The 16,566-nt window shown below is 44.8% G+C and carries 9 protein-coding genes and 1 pseudogene; 6 read left to right on the top strand and 4 right to left on the bottom strand.

Annotated elements, in window-relative coordinates:
* The first annotated feature begins 1 nt into the window (after nt 1).
* Nucleotides 2-1,408, top strand: a complete 1,407-nt coding sequence (locus N646_RS05075) for an ArnT family glycosyltransferase (RefSeq protein ID WP_017820494.1) — start codon at nt 2-4, stop codon at nt 1,406-1,408.
* Nucleotides 1,409-1,412: 4 nt separating this feature from the next.
* Nucleotides 1,413-1,829 (top strand): GtrA family protein, encoded by a 417-nt coding sequence (locus N646_RS05070; protein ID WP_017820493.1) that lies wholly within the window; start codon nt 1,413-1,415, stop codon nt 1,827-1,829.
* 128 nt (nt 1,830-1,957) lie between these two features.
* Here the strand turns inward: N646_RS05070 and N646_RS05065 are convergent, their stop codons facing one another.
* The 3 genes from N646_RS05065 to N646_RS05055 form a co-directional block, all read right to left on the bottom strand.
* Nucleotides 1,958-2,902: a hypothetical protein gene (locus N646_RS05065; protein ID WP_017820492.1), complete on the bottom strand. Its 945-nt coding sequence runs from the start codon at nt 2,900-2,902 to the stop codon at nt 1,958-1,960.
* A 3-nt stretch (nt 2,903-2,905) separates the two neighbouring features.
* On the bottom strand, nt 2,906-6,403 hold the full coding sequence (locus N646_RS05060; RefSeq protein ID WP_031777260.1) for a T6SS effector BTH_I2691 family protein: 3,498 nt from the start codon (nt 6,401-6,403) through the stop codon (nt 2,906-2,908).
* Between the two features lie 262 nt (nt 6,404-6,665).
* Nucleotides 6,666-8,999, bottom strand: coding sequence for a YgiQ family radical SAM protein (locus N646_RS05055; protein WP_017820490.1), 2,334 nt, complete (start codon nt 8,997-8,999; stop codon nt 6,666-6,668).
* Between the two features lie 425 nt (nt 9,000-9,424).
* Here N646_RS05055 and N646_RS05050 point away from each other — a divergent pair, with 425 nt between their 5' ends.
* From N646_RS05050 to N646_RS05040, 3 genes are all read left to right on the top strand, one after another.
* Nucleotides 9,425-11,881 carry a sensor domain-containing phosphodiesterase gene (locus N646_RS05050; RefSeq protein ID WP_017820489.1) on the top strand — a complete coding sequence of 819 codons (2,457 nt, stop codon included), beginning with the start codon at nt 9,425-9,427 and terminating at the stop codon, nt 11,879-11,881.
* 86 nt (nt 11,882-11,967) lie between these two features.
* Complete coding sequence (locus N646_RS05045) at nt 11,968-12,678, top strand: hypothetical protein (protein WP_005389354.1); 711 nt, start codon at nt 11,968-11,970, stop codon at nt 12,676-12,678.
* A gap of 152 nt (nt 12,679-12,830) precedes the next feature.
* A complete protein-coding gene (locus N646_RS05040; RefSeq protein ID WP_005376762.1) occupies nt 12,831-13,031 on the top strand; it encodes a DUF4250 domain-containing protein in 201 nt (66 codons plus the stop codon).
* A 21-nt stretch (nt 13,032-13,052) separates the two neighbouring features.
* Here the strand turns inward: N646_RS05040 and metR are convergent.
* Nucleotides 13,053-13,965 (bottom strand): annotated as a pseudogene (gene metR / locus N646_RS05035) (HTH-type transcriptional regulator MetR).
* A gap of 281 nt (nt 13,966-14,246) precedes the next feature.
* Here metR and metE point away from each other — a divergent pair.
* Nucleotides 14,247-16,529: a 5-methyltetrahydropteroyltriglutamate--homocysteine S-methyltransferase gene (gene metE / locus N646_RS05030; RefSeq protein ID WP_017820488.1), complete on the top strand. Its 2,283-nt coding sequence runs from the start codon at nt 14,247-14,249 to the stop codon at nt 16,527-16,529.
* Nucleotides 16,530-16,566 lie beyond the last annotated feature (37 nt).

Raw genomic sequence — 16,566 nt, 5'->3', positions numbered from 1 at the left:
CATGAGTATTAATAAAACCCATTTGTGGTTGTTGTTGGCGTTTGCTCTTTTACTCCGTCTTATTTCACTTGCCGCTTACCCTTTGATGGACACCACAGAAGCCCGCTACGGCGAAATGGCGCGCTTAATGGTGGAAACCGGCAATTGGCTTACCCCACAGTTTGATTACGGCGTGCCTTTTTGGGGGAAGCCACCCCTGTTCACGTGGATGAGTGCTTACGGCATTGAGTTGTTTGGATTGAATGAATTCGCAGTGCGCGCGCCTCATTGGTTGGCGGGTGTCGCGACTATTATTTTTGTTGCAGCCATGGCGCATCGCGCTGGCTTTAATGCAGTCATCGCAGCGTTGGTATTGGCGACGTGTGGCATCTTTTCAATTGCGGCGGGTGCAGTGATGACAGACATGGCACTGACATTGGCAATGACCATGGCGATGGTCGGCTTTTACTACTGCTGGCTTGGCAAAGACAACCACAGCCGATTGTGGGGTTATCTCGGTTTCTTTGGCTTGGCTTGCGGGCTGTTAGCAAAAGGTCCGGTGGCGATCGTGATCATGGGCATCGCAGTGTTTCCTTGGCTTGTGATTCAGCATGGTTTCTTCGGTGCCTTCAAAGCCTTGTGGCAGCGTTTTCCAATTGTGTTGGGGTTGGCGCTCATGCTTGCGATTGCTCTACCTTGGTACATCATGGCTGAAATGGCGACGCCTGGATTTATTGATTACTTTATTGTTGGCGAGCACTTTAAGCGTTTTGTTGTCAGCGGTTGGGAAGGGGACCTGTATGGTTCTGCTCATGATCAACCACGTGGGATGATCTGGGTATTCTGGCTACAGTCGGCTGCGCCTTGGTCAATTGTATTGCCTATCTTGGCGTGGAAACGTCGTAAGGTACTCAAAGCCATTGAAACCGATCATCAAGGTTTGTTTAGCTTCCTGATGTGTTGGCTGATTTCTCCAATGATCTTGTTCACCATGGCTGGGAATATTTTGCCTGCTTACGTGCTACCGGGTGTGCCTGCGTTGGGTATCTTGATTGCAATGCTGGTGGATAAACACGATTTCAAATGGTTGACCGGAACGGCAGCGGTGTTGCCAGCCCTGCTTATGATTGCGATGTTGGTTTTGAATATGGGCAAAGCAGATAGCCGCAGCGACCGCATCATCTTCGCGCAAATTAATGATAATGCTCCGGTCTTCTACATTGGTAAGCGCCCGTTTTCAGGCCAGTTCTATAGTCATGGTCAGGCGAAAAAGCTTAAACATAAGAATGACTTAAACAATCTGAAGAAATTCCACCTGATTGGTAAATCGCAGCGAGTGGATAGCATGATTCATGAAAATGCGTTGAGTTGTACCAACGAGTTCACAGCAAAATCGAAACGCTCACTCTACACCTGTGTGGTTGGATAACGGAATGCGCAAATTACCAAAATTTGCTTCGCTGGAAAGGTTTGCTTCGTTAACAAGGTTTGCTCTGGTAGGTGGTGTCGGCTTTATGGTCGACACCCTTATCTTTTCTGTGTTGTTCCATTGGTTTGGTCTGGAGTTGATGCTGGCTCGTGGGATAGCATTTTTGTTTGCAGCAACCACGACTTGGCTTGGCAATCGCTGGCTGACTTTCTCTCAAGCAGAAAAAACCAACCCTTTCGCTCAATGGCAAAAATTTATGGCGAGTGCCTGTATCAGTGCTTTGCCGAACTTTATTGTGTTCAAAGGCGTAACGCTCGCGCTAGGAACGCAAGGGGTGATGGTCTATTTGGCTTTGATCTTAGGCATATTGGCAGGCATGGTGAGTAACTATTTACTCAGTGCAAAATGGGTGTTTAGTTGAGGATAGAAGGTTCGGGCTTACTCTCCTATCCTCGAGTTAAAAATTCGTTATTTGAACCAATTTTTCTTTTTGTACATCAGAGTAAACCTAAAGCTTTGGGGGATGTAAAAAGGTAAACAAGCCAAGGTTTATACCTTGGCTGCCGTTAGTTCAGATTTTGATTTTTCAATCTCAGATTCCGTTTGCCACTTGCCGTTGTAAAGGTATTCACGCTCAGGAAGTGGGGCATTTGACGCCCTTAAATCAAATACCTCTTCGGTTTGATATTCTCTACTACAAACCGGAATACTAAAGAGCCTTGATTCTGGCTTCGATTCAAACAGCTTTTTGTGGTCATCTACCTCTGTACAATCCAGCTTATATTCCGTAGCTAACTGATTTACCATCGATTCTAAGTCCGTTTCAGTTTTGAAAAATACGTAGCAATCAGATCTACTATGTGAACGGACAATAGTGTTGTGTTCCATATCGATATATTCACACTTATCCTGCTTAAAGTAGAACTGGATCACTTTGCGCTTTTTGTTGTAGTCGGCAAACAACCAATCTTCACGCTCTCCAATTCTCACTTCTGTTGGTTCATCGGGCTTGCGTTTTAACATACCAAATGAGAATAAAATAAGAGCGCCCGCTCCAGCTAACGCCATCGGGCCAACTACCGCTACCATCAAAACGCAAACTACCGCACCGATCCAGCCAACGGCTTGTGTGGCGGTATTCGCCCACTTAGGCATGTTGCGACGCTTCTTCATCACAAAGCCTTTGTCAGAAAAGATATAGTCATAGCGATAGTCGAGGCCAATCGTAAGATAAAAGATCCCGGCCATCATTACTGACAAGATAAGGCCAAAAAAGGTCACGACAAGCGTATCACTTGAGTGTGTCAAAAATACAATTACAAATAAGAAGCTCATAAATGGCAAAGCCGTTAACTTGTAATGGTAGCGAAATGGCTCTTCTACATCATACTTATGCCATGTTGTTAAATTGTCCCCTTTGAGAATCTCTTGCTCTTGTGCTTCTTGATAAACCGCCAATTCTTCTGGGGTGATATAAAACGGTGAATATGCCAAGGGTTACTCCTGAAAACCTAGTGTGCCAACTGCGGGGGTGAGTGTTTTTTTAATTATGTCTTGTTTGATATTGTCTGAAATAATGCCATAAGTTGCACTCTGTTTTATGCCGTTTTGGAACCAATACTCACGCTTAGCAGGGGCATCATCTTCCACATCGTAAGCTACTTGCATTGCAAGGTAATGATCTGCTTCTTCAATTGGCAAGGTTACTTTGTACACCAGTGATTCTTTGCTCGCTTGATCTTGAGTTTGTAGCGTGACTAAATCTGCGTTTTGATGCCACGAGCCTGACATCAAATCATCTTCTGTTGCCTTGCTGTTAGTTCTCAACGTAATACCATTCGTTGCAGCACGCCTTGGCAGTTGAATATGCACTTCCAAACCGATTAACTCACGATGTGTGTAACCTGGGTAAGCTTGTACTTTTTCAATAGGTTGATGGTATACCGTAGGCTGTTGAATAATAGATTGTAAGTCAAACAGCGCTTGCTGAACCAATGCTGAATTATGCTTCTCTCTTTCGGGTAAGCTCGAAGATTGGCTCCACTGAGTGCGAGTCGGGTGATAACCCCAAGGCAGTTTATCTAACCATTTTTGGAAATCATCTTGTTTCAGTTTATTCAACTTATAATTGATGGCTAGGTATGCAATCGTGAGAATAACCAGGCCGGCCGTTATAGGCCCGCCAAAGGATAAGTTTAATGCAAATTGTCCAGTTAACCCTCCGTATACTTGGAATATACCGACAGCTGACATTGCTGTTAATACTAGGGAATTTGCTACATGCAGATATTTTTCTTGACCATAAACTTTGTCAGCACTCTGCCAAGAACGGTAAGCCTCAATACCCGAAGCTAACGCACCTAAAGCCCCTGTGATTGCTAGCCATTTATTGAATACCTTTAGGTCATCAAGGTTTAAGTTTTTAAAGGTATCTTCGTTTCTATTCACTAACTTTTTTAAGACATTATATGAATGTGACCTTAACCTAGGTTCACCCTTCACTTTCTCCCATAACTTACCTGTACGAACACCTGTCCAAGCGTTGACTGTGTAAAATAACTTTTGCTGGATATCCAAAAATTCATCTGAGGACATTAACCCCGTGTCTTGAATACTGCTCATGGCATCACCAAGCGCGATGCAGTTAAATATTAATGCCAGAAAGCCTAGACCACCGGCATTCTCGAACAGTTTATTCAAATCATTGAGCTTATTCATCACGATCCGCGTTCTAAGCTCGATGGTTCTTTGAGGTAGATCATCAGGTAACTCAATGTACTGCGGGTACTCCAATGTAGCTACAGCGAGAGCCTTCTTAATAGTCTTTTTATTTTTTAAAGCTGTTGTGTATTTAGAGTCAGCTTTGCGGTTATTTTTCTGGAAGTCAGCAATGATTGCATCGTTTTTTTCGAGCTTAATCAGATAATCATTTACGCGTGTTTTCCATTTTTTAAAATCGCGAGCGTAACCTTCTTTTATTGTTACGGGCATGTTGTGTGCCATATGTTCTGCAATAACGGCAAATAAATAATAGCTATGACGGTTCAGAGGTTTAGCGAAAACAGGCATCAGCGAAATTGATACTTGTGAGGTCATGCTAACACCAAACTCTACAACGCCTTTTGCAAGCGCACCTATTGCAGATTTAAAAATAATATCCAGCTCTTGGAAACCTTTGGCGATATCTTTGAGAAAGGCTGTTTCCGCAGTGTTTGGATTGGAAACAAAGTCCATGATCTTAGAGTACATATTCACGCGGTTGCTGGTATCAGATATCTGGTCCATCAACTGATTATCAGGATCAGGATTTCCTGAGACGATCGACTGTTCATCAAGCGCCTCTGTAATATTCTTCTCCATCACTTTAAATAAACTACGACTAAACCCAGAGGCATAGAGAGCAAGTAAACTGGTTGGTTTCTCCCATTGGCTTTCAGCCCATTGGCGGTCTTCTTCTTGTATCACCAAAGTAAATGACTCAACCGCTTGCTTGTGTAGTTGATACAAGCTGTACTGCGTGTCTTCGCTGTATAGGTCGAAGGTTCTTTCGAGATGATGCGGCGTTAAGGACTCCATTACTGCGATAAAGTCGCGTTTGACCGAAACCACTTGGGCTAGCATGGTTTCTTTTTGTTCTGACAGCTCTTGCATCTCGCTCAGCATTTGCTTCCAGTTGAGCTGCTGACGCCAGCGTTCAGTCGCTATCCATTGTTCGTATTTACCAAAACGGCTCGCAGAAATTCGATATTTGTCCTGTATCGCTTTAGCAATGTCACTTTGGGTATGTTGGTGTGATTCAATCGCTCCAGCGGAAAATTTAGCAGGATAGCCGGACTGAACTGAGCTTTTGTTCTGCTCTGCCAAATCAAGTTGGTGAGAGGAGTCATAATAGTCAGCCATGTCGGTATAAAACGACAGCTCTTCGCCGTTACGCTTAACGCTAGCTGGCATGTCTATCTCGTCACTTGCACCAAACATACACAGTTGCATGGCGGTCTGCATCAAGTTCCACTGGTTTGAAAACTGGTCAGTGAAAAGGCGGTAAGGGCTTGCGGCACCAACAAAATGCAGTGACATATCTTGAATGTCTGCGGCGTAATCTTTTATCGCGACGAAGTAGCCTGATTCTTCTTCTGGAATCGCAGAGGTTAAATCGCTTTCGACTGCGACAGGTTTAAAGACAGAACCATCTTCATCTGCTTTGGTGGCGATGCCAGAATCCGCAAAGCGACCATCATCGACGGCAGAAGATTCAATATCAGCGACTTGGGTTAACTTATCTATTGGTGCAATGTTGTGCTGATTCTCGTTTGAGGACAGAACAATGGTTTGCATGCGATCGATATGATTACTCGGATTGTTAAGTACGCGCATGAACGTGTGCCATGTCCACCGGTGCTCAGAGAAGCAAATCGATAGTACGCTTCCGTTGACGTAAGTAAGGAAGGGCTTTGCATCTTGTGGTGTCCCACGCTGCTCTGATTTTGGGCTTTCTGATTCTCCCAACTTATAGAGCGTGAATTGCGTTCCTTTGATTTCGTATTCGTCTAAGCTTTTGTTGATTGCATCATAGACATACAGCCAACCGTCGCGCAGTTGACGCAGGGTGTAACCAACGGTATTGAGTTTGGCTGGGCCTTGCCCTTTCCATTCTTCAGGCAAACCAAAAGGTTGTGTCTCTTCTGTTTCTAGCTGATCGATGGCATAGCGGACTGGGATAAAGTGCGCAGGTGATGCTTCCGTTGCTTCTTTCTCAGTTTTTAAATTGAGAGGCTCTGGTTCAGACGGCGGTGGCGGATCGATTTTTTTTGTTTCTCCCTCCCAAAACATACTGCGCTCTGGGGGTGAGCCAGCAAGATCATCGGATTCCGTGGTTGGAACGATATTCAGCGATTTCAGTGTACCATCGCTTTCAAATGCCTGAACGGCCTCCTCATAGGTATAGCTGTTGTCATACCAGAACATAGAAGTTTTTGGGGGAAGTGGATTATTCATCGTTAGCCCATGTTTAAGAGTTTTATTCTATTACGCAAATATCGCACCAAAATAAAGCAATTAAAAATCAATGAGTTAGATTTTTATGGTTTTGCGTCAATCAAATAATTGTTTGTTTTTCCAATAAGTTGGTTGGTGTTTACCATTTTTTGTATTGATTGAATCAAAGTTTTAGTTGTGAGTGATGCCTCAATGAGCCGACAAAACAAAAGGGCTCCAGAGTTACCTCTGGAGCCCTTTCTAGTATTTAAGTGCTAAAGAGTTAGCGACGCTTTGGTTTACGTTGACCAGCTGGTTTGCTTTGTCCTTGTGGGCGACCTTGGCCTTGCGGCTTGCTACCTGCCGGGCGGTTTGCACCGTTGCCGCTAGGACGTTGGCCGTTGCTTGCAGGGCGTTGACCACCTGTAGCTTTACCCGAACCGTTACGGTTGCCAGATGGTTTACCATCTTTTGAACCGCCTTCAGAACGTTTGTTCAAATGACCACCGAAGCCTGGTTGGTTTTTGGTATGTTTGGTTGCAAAGCGGTTTGCCCCATGACGACCAGATTTACGACGTTGCGCAGGTGTTTGTGCTTCAATGTCTTCTGCAGGAACGAGACAGCCTTGTTTGTCACCAATCAAATGTTTTTTACCCATACTGATTAGGGCTTCACGGATCATTGGCCAGTTTGCTGGATCGTGATAACGCAACAGCGCTTTATGCAGGCGACGTTGACGTTCACCTTTTGCTACAGGTACATCTTCACGTTTTTTGTACTTCACGCGTTTCAGAGGGTTTGTCTCTGAGTAGTACATCGACGTTGCGTTACACATTGGCGAAGGGTAGAAGTTTTGTACTTGATCACATTCGAAGTTGTTCTTTTTCAGCCACAGAGCAAGGTTCAGCATGTCTTCGTCTTCTGTGCCTGGGTGCGCAGAGATAAAATAAGGGATTAAGTACTGCTTCTTGCCTGCTTCTGCACTGTATTTCTCGAACATCTCTTTAAAGCGATCGTACGTACCCATGCCTGGCTTCATCATCAGATCAAGAGGACCTTTCTCTGTATGTTCCGGTGCAATCTTCAAGTAACCGCCTACGTGGTGAGTCACGAGCTCTTTCACGTATTCTGGTGATTCAATCGCAAGGTCGTAACGTACGCCAGATGCAACCATCACTTTCTTCACGCCTTCAACTTTACGCGCTTCGCGGTATAAATCGATCGTGTGTTTGTGGTCTGTGTTTAGCTTGTTACAGATGCCCGGGAATACACAAGAAGGACGACGACAGTTCGCTTCCGCTTTTGGATCTTTACAGCCCAGGCGGTACATGTTTGCAGTCGGGCCACCAAGATCGGAAATTGTGCCGGTAAAGCCTGGAACTTTGTCGCGAATTTCTTCAATCTCGTTGATGATAGACTCTTTCGAACGGTTTTGAATGATTCGACCTTCATGCTCGGTAATCGAACAGAAAGAACAGCCACCAAAGCAACCACGCATGATGTTTACAGACGTCTTGATCATGTCGTACGCAGGAATTTTTGCTTTCCCGTACATAGGGTGAGGGACACGCGCGTAAGGCAGGCCAAACACAAAGTCCATCTCTTCGGTCGTCAATGGAATTGGAGCTTGGTTTACCCAAAGTTCACGATCACCATGGCTTTGAAGTAACGCTCGACCAGAGTACGGGTTCGTTTCTAGATGCAATACACGGCTTGCATGCGCATAAAGAATACGATCGTTTCTTAGCTTTTCAAACGAAGGTAAACGGACCGCAGTCGTCGCAGCATCGTGGCGTGATGGGCGAATCGTGATTGGTTGTGCAACAGGCTCATCTTTTTTAGTTTCACACTGAGTTTCTACTTCGTATGGGTTCTTTGGTACGAACGCTTCTTTACGAGGTTTTTCAATGCGAGAAGAATCAATAACCGTGTAGCCTTCTGGCGCCGCTGGCAAGTTCACGGCAGTACCACGAATATTGGTCATGGTGCTGATGCCTTCGCCGTTTGCGATGCGATGTGCTACTTCGACAAGTGCGCGCTCTGCGTTACCAAAAAGTAGGATGTCTGCTTTTGCATCAAACAGTACAGAACGGCGAACTTTATCTGACCAGTAATCGTAGTGCGCAACACGGCGTAGGCTAGCTTCGATACCACCTAAAACAATAGGTACTTCTTTGTATGCCTCACGACAACGTTGAGAGTAAACCAACGTTGCTCGGTCTGGGCGTTTACCACCTTCGTTATTCGGTGTGTACGCGTCATCGTGACGAAGCTTTTTATCCGCGGTGTAACGGTTGATCATGGAGTCCATGTTACCCGCAGTGATCCCGAAGAACAGATTTGGCTTACCAAGTTGCATGAACGCATCTTTATTTTGCCATTCTGGTTGAGCAATGATACCGACACGGAAACCTTGTGCTTCTAGCAGGCGGCCAATGATAGCCATACCAAAGCTTGGGTGATCCACATAAGCGTCACCGGTTACAATGATAATGTCACAGCTATCCCATCCTAGGGCATCCATTTCTTTGCGACTGGTCGGCAAGAAAGGTGCCGTACCAAAACACTCTGCCCAGTATTTTTTGTACTCATGAATAGGAGTGATGTTATTGGTCATATTTTGCTCTCTGTTCCAGGGAGCGCGAATTATAGCGATTTGATTATCAGGTATCTATAACAAACTCATCTATTCAAGCTTAGTTCATCGAGTTTTATTTGGTTTGTAAAAATATCAATGCTCTATCGGCGATTTTCTGTCTAATTTCACCTTGAAAGCCTCATGGTTATAGATCGGTTCATGAAAAATGTCGCAATCTTAATACAAAGAATAAGCAATGGTGTGCTTATGTGGGGTAAAGCCTATAATCAAATTAGTGCATATTAAATGCAAAAGGCTGAGCTGCTCTGGAAATAGTTCTAAGTCGATAGGCTTATCGTTGACACAATCCATCTATAAAGAGGATCGGCAGGTCCCAACTGGAATGTCGCGAATTGACTGTGAATTTTGAGCCTTGGGCTAATTACAAAAAAAGGGGCTAGGGTATGAGTGAATCTACGACAACAGTGCATCCAAAAATGCAAACGACTTCCAGTCTAACTCCTGTTATAGAGTGGTCTTACGATATTGATACTCGCGAGTTCGAATGTGATCAGCAAGGAATGGCAAAGGCATTTGGGATAAGTACGCCAATAACCAGCCTAAATAACTTGTTTGATCATATGCTGATGGGGCAACAAGAAACGCTAAAACAACGAATTCTAGAAGTGGAACTCTTTGGCGGACGGGGGCGGTTTTCTTGTTGCATGATGCTAAAAAACGTTAACTTAGTGCACGTTACTATTAGTTTTGAAAGGCTCAATAAGCGCATTATCCAAGGCACTATCATTCCACAATTAACAATCACTGGTTGCGAGGAGTTAGCGAAAATTCTCGAAACGATTTTTGATTTGCCAAATGTAGGCGTTTTAGTTGCCGATGAAGATACGCGCATCTTAGGTTGTAACCGTGCCTTTGAGTTACAAATGGGCTATCAAAACCGAGATCTGGTTGGGCTTAAAACTCATATTTTCAGTACCTCTCACCATAGCCAAGCGTTTTATGATCAGCTGTGGCAGCAAATTAATGATGAAGGATGTTGGTGTGGTAACTTGCTGAGCAAAACAGCAAACGGTAGCAACCAAGCTCATCATCTTTGTATTTACCGACTTACGTTTCATTCTGGACGAATTCTCTATCTCGGATTTTCTACGGATATTTCTGCTTCGTTGTTGTGGATGAAAAATCGTTGTGAACAACAGCATGATTGGGCTGCCTTTTTACCAGCGAGGAAAGAATTTGAACTCCAATTAGCGAACTTAGCGAATGAAAGCAGAAATAAAGAACTCAACATTGTTATGACACTCAGACCCAAGTTTTCGGAGAGATACTTGCTTGAACAGCAATTAGGTTTTGCAGATTTTATTATGCGAAGTCGCTACACCAGTATTGCGGGGCAGTTATCTCGGGATGTGTTTGTCGTATGCTTGCAGACCCCTCATTGTCAATGGTTGAGCCCGGTTCGTTTGATCCAAATTGCCATGAAAGGGTTCTTTAATGAGCTTAGAAATGAAATGGGCACAAAAATGCATGCCACTATCGTTAAAGGCCAAACTGGTGTGTCAATCCTTGGCTATGATACGAACCGACCAAGACAAGCGCTAGCACATGCAGCGCAAGCGATGTTGTCCTCTATTTCCGGTGAAGGCAGCTATTTCAACTTTTACGACAGTGAACTTCACTCTGAATTAGTGAAGCGCCAACATCTCGAGGCGTTTTTGGAGGCACAAATAGAGAGTGGGCTAGTGGACGTTTACTTTCAACCGATTATCGACGTTCAAACCGGAAGAGTGGTTAAGTTCGAGGCCCTCGCACGCTTCTATGATGAAAATGATGCGTATTGTACGCAGAAGATGATCGCTATTATTGAAGATCTAGAACTCATAGCGGCACTTGATGATGTGGTCTGCCAAGCTGCGTTGAAGCACTTTCCGCGCTTACAAGAAATTTATGGCGAGGAAGTGGGCGTGACCATCAATCGCTCCCTCAATACGAAATTGGATTCTCTTCAGATCCTTCAGCGGTCGCATGATTTGATTAAAGCCAGTGGTGTAGACCCTAAGCGAGTAACTATCGAGCTAACAGAAACCGCGTATTTTGAACAAGATGAGGAGCATACTCGAGCTCTAGAGGAAGTGCGGAAAGAGGGCATTGAGATCGCGATTGATGACTTCGGTACTGGGTATTCTTCTTTTTCTTATCTAGAAAAAGGGCAGTTTGATTTACTGAAAATAGACCGAAAATTCATCAAGAACATTCATAAAGGGAGCACCAGCTATAACATTGTGAAAATGGTCACCGAGCTTGCACAGCAAATGAATGTAAAAGTGGTTGCTGAAGGCGTGGAATCTAAGCAAGAACTTCAAGTATTGGCAGAAATCGGTGTCGATTACATGCAGGGCTTTCTATTTTCTGCTGCCGTGCCTGTCGATTTGATGGATAAAGCGAACAGTTATGGGCATCTGTTCTCTGACATCGCGATTGAGTCTAAGCAAAGTGATGTGTTGCAATCTGTGAGCCATGAACAAGTCAGGTCTATGGACCCTGGAGAACCGCTCTCCTTGGCAGTGGAGTACATGAATTTGAATCCAAGCTTGCCTTTAGTTGTTCTCAATGAAAATCGTTGTGTTGGGTTAATTACGAAAGAGACGGTGAATTTACACCTAACGCCCTCGATGGGCACAGAGCGAGAAACTGAACGAGAAAGCAGAATTTGGAAACGTCCTGTTAATCAGATAATGAGCACCGAATTTGTGTTGGTTGATGAGGGTTTACCTGTCTCTGTTATTCGAGAGTTGGTTAAAACCGGCATTCGTTTCCCTTGGGTACTGTGTAATACCAAAGAAGAGTACCGTGGAGTTTTAACGCAGGAAGACGCGTTGAAGTATCTTGCCTCTCTGTGAATAAAATTGTCTTACCGTTTTAGCTCATTTGGGGGCCGACTTTCGGTGGTTTGGCGATAGTTGATTTGATATTATCGCCCCCCAAAATGACTTTTGAGCGTGCATTCAACATGATTCAACAATTGCTGGTTACTTTCCCTCCGATGCTATTTGGCGCACAAGCGCTACTGACTTTGCTTCTAATAAAGGGCGATATTTGTCCTGGTCAGCGAGGACGTCTTCATAAAATGTTGCCAGCAGTAGCTGTATTGTGGCTCGCTGTTGCGTCACTTCGCATTGAAGCATTTATGATCGTGTTTGCTATTTTCTACTTTTATTCTCAGGTTCAAACCAAGAAAACGCGTGAGAAAGGGCCACTATGGGCGATGCATTTAGCGAATGGTTTGGCCTTTGCGTATGTGAGTATTCAAGTATTTGAGCAATCAAGCTGGCCAGCATCGATAGCGATGGCGCTAATGATATTTTTCCTTGGGGCGTCATTTTCTCAATTGCTGCTTACGATAGCTCGCAGCAGATTACAGGCATTTCACCGTATTTTACCAGTTACGGGCATTGTGTCTGGAATGCTATTAGTCATCGCAACGTTGTTTGCTTCTTACCAGTTAAATGAAGCCACACTAAACGCTGCGACACAGCCGATCTTGCTGTCTTTAGCTATGCTAATTTCTTCAATTATTGTGTGGTGTTGGCATATTTTTACGCATAAGAAACCAGAAAAGGTGCAACTGAGCGTTGCCTTGCTTCTAGCACTCGCGTCGATGACGAGCCTGCAAGGTTTATTCTCTCTCGCGGCTTAACCTCTATTCTAAAGACAAAGCTAGACAGCTTATATCCAAGTGCTTTCTTGGTGCTTGGGTATAAGGTGATCACGTTTTAGATCGCACTCACTTTAAATTCGCGTGATTACTACTACGCTTGTTTATATACCTTGTCGAAGAGGAGAGTCGCGATGGATTTAAGCAATGTAGGTAATCTGGACAGCACTATTTTGCTAGGTATCGTCAACGAAAAGCTACGTTTAGAGTGCGACAGTTTTGACGAGTTAGTATCAGTGTATGAGATGGATGTAGAGTCTGTAGTCGGCAAGCTTGATATGCTCGGTTATCAGTACGATCCATTGACTAACCAATTTAAAGCATATCAACGCTAAGCCTTTCATAACCCAAATCTTTTAAGCCACCTTGATTCCGTCAAGGTGGCTTTTACATTGTAGCCTCGCGGTTGCGAAAAAAAGCTTGTAAGTAACGCTTCTCTTTCTCTGAGTGACGCGTTGCTGCAAACAAGCGACGCCATAAGCCTTGGCCGAAAGGTTTACTGGTAATAAGACCTTGGCGAGAAAATTCAGAAATCGCCCAATTGGGTAGTGCCGCCACCCCCAATCCAGCAGAGACCATCTGAACTAACATGAGAGTGTTGTCGGCTTGCTTCCATTTCGCAGGTTCTATTCCTGCTGGCTGAAGAAAGTGTTTTACGACGTCTAGCCGTTGTTTTTGAACAGGATAAGAGAGCATGGTTTGATCTGCGAGATCTTGCGGATCAATAATTTCTTTTTCCGCCAATGGGTGGTTGGTTGCGGTAATTAAACGCATTTCAAAGTCGAATAGAGGCTCGTAGTGGACTTCGGATCGAGGTTGGATATCGGAAGTAATAACAAGATCGAGTTCGCCTGCCAATAGAGCTGGGAGTGGTTCAAAGCCAAAACCAGAGGAAAAGTCCAATGTTACGCTTGGCCAAGCAAGTTGGTACTCCCTAAGTGCAGGCATTAGCCATTGGAAGCAAGAGTGACATTCAATGGCCATATGTAATCGGCCATTGACGTCCTCTTTCAAGCTCGCTAAATCATTTTCTGCTCTTGCGAGTTTCGGAAGGATATCTTCTGCAAGACGCAATAGGATTTCTCCCTCTGAAGTGAACTTCACCGGACGAGTCTTTCTCAGGAACAGTTGCCCTCCAATTCGCGCCTCCAAATCTTTGATCTGATGAGACAGTGCCGACTGAGTGAGATGCAAAGCGGTCGCTGTCGCCGTTAGAGAGCCAGTGTCTCGAAGCGAAGTGAGTGTCCGCAAATGTTTTAGCTCTATCATGAATTCCTTTCATCCTTTGTTGCTCGCTATGAACAGAATAGCAATCGTGTAAATAACTTAACGACAAAAAATGGATATGTAAACGTCTAGACGTCTATTTGTTGTTTTTATTTGCGAATCATGTCGCTTCATGATGAATTTTTTTAATAAACAAGTTGAATAAATGGACGTTGTTCTAATATCAGATGAGAGCGATAGTTTAGCCATCCAGACATCTTATTCTTTACCGAAAGATGCTCTGATCCAAACAAATTGAACAAAATTGAGAAAGGAATAGGGACATGGCGACAACGACTCACATATTAGGTTATCCACGCATCGGTGAAAAACGAGAATTAAAATTCGCTCAGGAAAAATACTGGCGCGGAGAAATTGATCAAGCAGAGCTTAAAAAGGTTGGAGCAGATCTGCGCGCTAAAAACTGGCAAACGCAAACAGATGCTGGCTTGAGTTTTGCCACCGCTGGCGACTTCGCTTGGTACGATCATGTACTGACGACCACGTTGCTATTGGGTCATGTGCCAAAGCGTCACGCTGATGGTTTCCCTAACCTGGATACGTTGTTCAAAGTGGGTCGCGGTCAATCTCAGGCGGGTTGCAGCTGTGCGGGCGCTGCGGCATCGGATATGACCAAATGGTTCAACACAAACTACCATTACATTGTCCCTGAATTCAGCAAGGACGATACGTTTGAAGTGAGCTGGCCGCAACTGTTTGAAGAAGTCAACGAAGCGCTTCAAGCTGGCCACCAAGTGAAGCCTGTTTTGCTTGGCCCAGTCAGTTACCTTTACTTGGGCAAAGAGGTCGAAGAAGGGTTTGACCGCTTAACCCTGCTACCACGCTTACTTACTGCTTACCAAGCTATTTTGGCAAAGCTAGCAAGTCAAGGTGTTGAGTGGGTTCAGATTGATGAGCCAACTTTGTCACTGGAGCTAGAAAGCAAATGGGCTGATTCGTTTAAGCTGGCCTACCAAGTGATTCGAAGCGATGTAAAAGTGCTGCTAACGACGTACTTTGACTCCGTAAGCGATACGCTAGACAAAATTGTAGAGCTACCGGTGGATGGTTTGCATATCGATTTATCTGCCGTCCCTCAGCAGCTTGACGATGTGGTTGCCAAGTTACCGGAGGGGTGGGTGCTTTCTGCTGGCGTTGTGAATGGTCGTAACGTGTGGCGTTCGGATTTAAGTGCCCAACTCGAGCGTCTACAGCCAGTCAAAGAGAAACTGGGCGACAAACTTTGGGTTGCCAGTTCATGTTCTCTTCTACATAGCCCTGTTGATTTAGCACTGGAAACAGAACTGAGCGAAGAAGTAAAAAGTTGGTTTGCCTTTGCAAAACAAAAAGTGGCAGAAGTCGCCTTGCTTGGCCGAGCGCTCGATGGTGATCAAAATGCGATTCTCGCTTGTGATACCTATAGCCAGACAATCAAAGCGCGCAAGACAGCAACACATGTGAATAAACCTCAAGTACAAGCGCGTTTAAACAACATTACCGCGTCACTTGCCGAGCGCAGCGCACCTTATGCAGAGCGTGCTGCGCATCAAGCTGAAGTATTGGGCTTGCCTTTGTTGCCAACAACGACAATCGGCTCTTTTCCTCAAACGGGTGAAATCCGGGTGCAGCGCAGCGCTTATCGTACAGGTCAATTATCTGAGTCTGAATATATCCAAGCACTTAAAGGACATATTGCTGACGCAGTAAAACGTCAAGAGGCGCTCGACCTAGATGTGCTAGTTCATGGTGAAGCAGAGCGTAACGACATGGTGGAATACTTCGCTGAGAACTTGGCGGGTTTTCAAACGACCAAATTTGGTTGGGTACAGAGTTATGGTTCTCGCTGTGTGAAACCTGCCATTGTAGTTGCTGACATTGAACGTGAAAAACCGATCACAGTTGAATGGTCGACGTACGCCCAGTCGCTAACCAGCAAACAGATGAAAGGCATGTTGACTGGACCAGTAACGATTTTATGTTGGACGTTCCCACGTGAAGACATCACACGTCAAGAAATTGCGCAGCAACTTGCTTTGGCACTACGTGATGAGGTGTCTGACCTGCAAGATGCAGGCATCAATATCATTCAAATTGATGAGCCAGCCATTCGAGAAGGTTTACCACTCAAAAAACGCGATCACAAAGCGTACTTAGAATGGGCCGTAAATGCGTTTAAGGTCTCTGCGGCAAGTGCAAAACCAGAAACTCAGATTCACACTCATATGTGTTACAGCGAGTTCAATGAAATCATTGATTCGGTTGCGGCACTCGATGCGGACGTCATTACCATTGAAACATCTCGCTCAAATATGGAGCTGCTGAAAGCATTTGAAGAGTTCAATTACCCGAACGAAATTGGCCCTGGTGTTTATGACATTCACTCACCAAACATTCCTACGGAAGAATGGATTGAAGGTTTAATCAAGAAAGCGGCAGAAAAAATTCCGGCTCAACGTTTGTGGGTAAACCCAGATTGTGGTCTGAAAACACGAAACTGGAAGGAGACAGAAGCCGCATTGGCAAATCTGGTTTCAGCGGCGAAGAAGCTCCGTGCTGAGCTGGCGTAACACATCGTTACAGCAAATAAAAACGGAGACTGTGGTC

The sequence above is a fragment of the Vibrio alginolyticus NBRC 15630 = ATCC 17749 genome (assembly GCF_000354175.2).
Taxonomy (GTDB): Bacteria; Pseudomonadota; Gammaproteobacteria; order Enterobacterales; family Vibrionaceae; genus Vibrio; species Vibrio alginolyticus.
The sequence above is the reverse complement of the archived record's forward strand: the minus strand, read 5'-3'. Positions and strand labels throughout refer to the sequence as shown.

What these genes read in the sequence shown, in the direction of transcription:
- metE (WP_017820488.1), top strand. Translation starts at nt 14,247, where the DNA reads ATGGCGACAACGACTCACATATTAGGTTATCCACGCATCGGTGAAAAA.
- N646_RS05045 (WP_005389354.1), top strand. Translation starts at nt 11,968, where the DNA reads ATGACTTTTGAGCGTGCATTCAACATGATTCAACAATTGCTGGTTACT.
- N646_RS05075 (WP_017820494.1), top strand. Translation starts at nt 2, where the DNA reads ATGAGTATTAATAAAACCCATTTGTGGTTGTTGTTGGCGTTTGCTCTT.
- N646_RS05040 (WP_005376762.1), top strand. Translation starts at nt 12,831, where the DNA reads ATGGATTTAAGCAATGTAGGTAATCTGGACAGCACTATTTTGCTAGGT.
- N646_RS05070 (WP_017820493.1), top strand. Translation starts at nt 1,413, where the DNA reads ATGCGCAAATTACCAAAATTTGCTTCGCTGGAAAGGTTTGCTTCGTTA.
- N646_RS05050 (WP_017820489.1), top strand. Translation starts at nt 9,425, where the DNA reads ATGAGTGAATCTACGACAACAGTGCATCCAAAAATGCAAACGACTTCC.
- N646_RS05055 (WP_017820490.1), bottom strand. Translation starts at nt 8,999, where the DNA reads ATGACCAATAACATCACTCCTATTCATGAGTACAAAAAATACTGGGCA.
- N646_RS05060 (WP_031777260.1), bottom strand. Translation starts at nt 6,403, where the DNA reads ATGAATAATCCACTTCCCCCAAAAACTTCTATGTTCTGGTATGACAAC.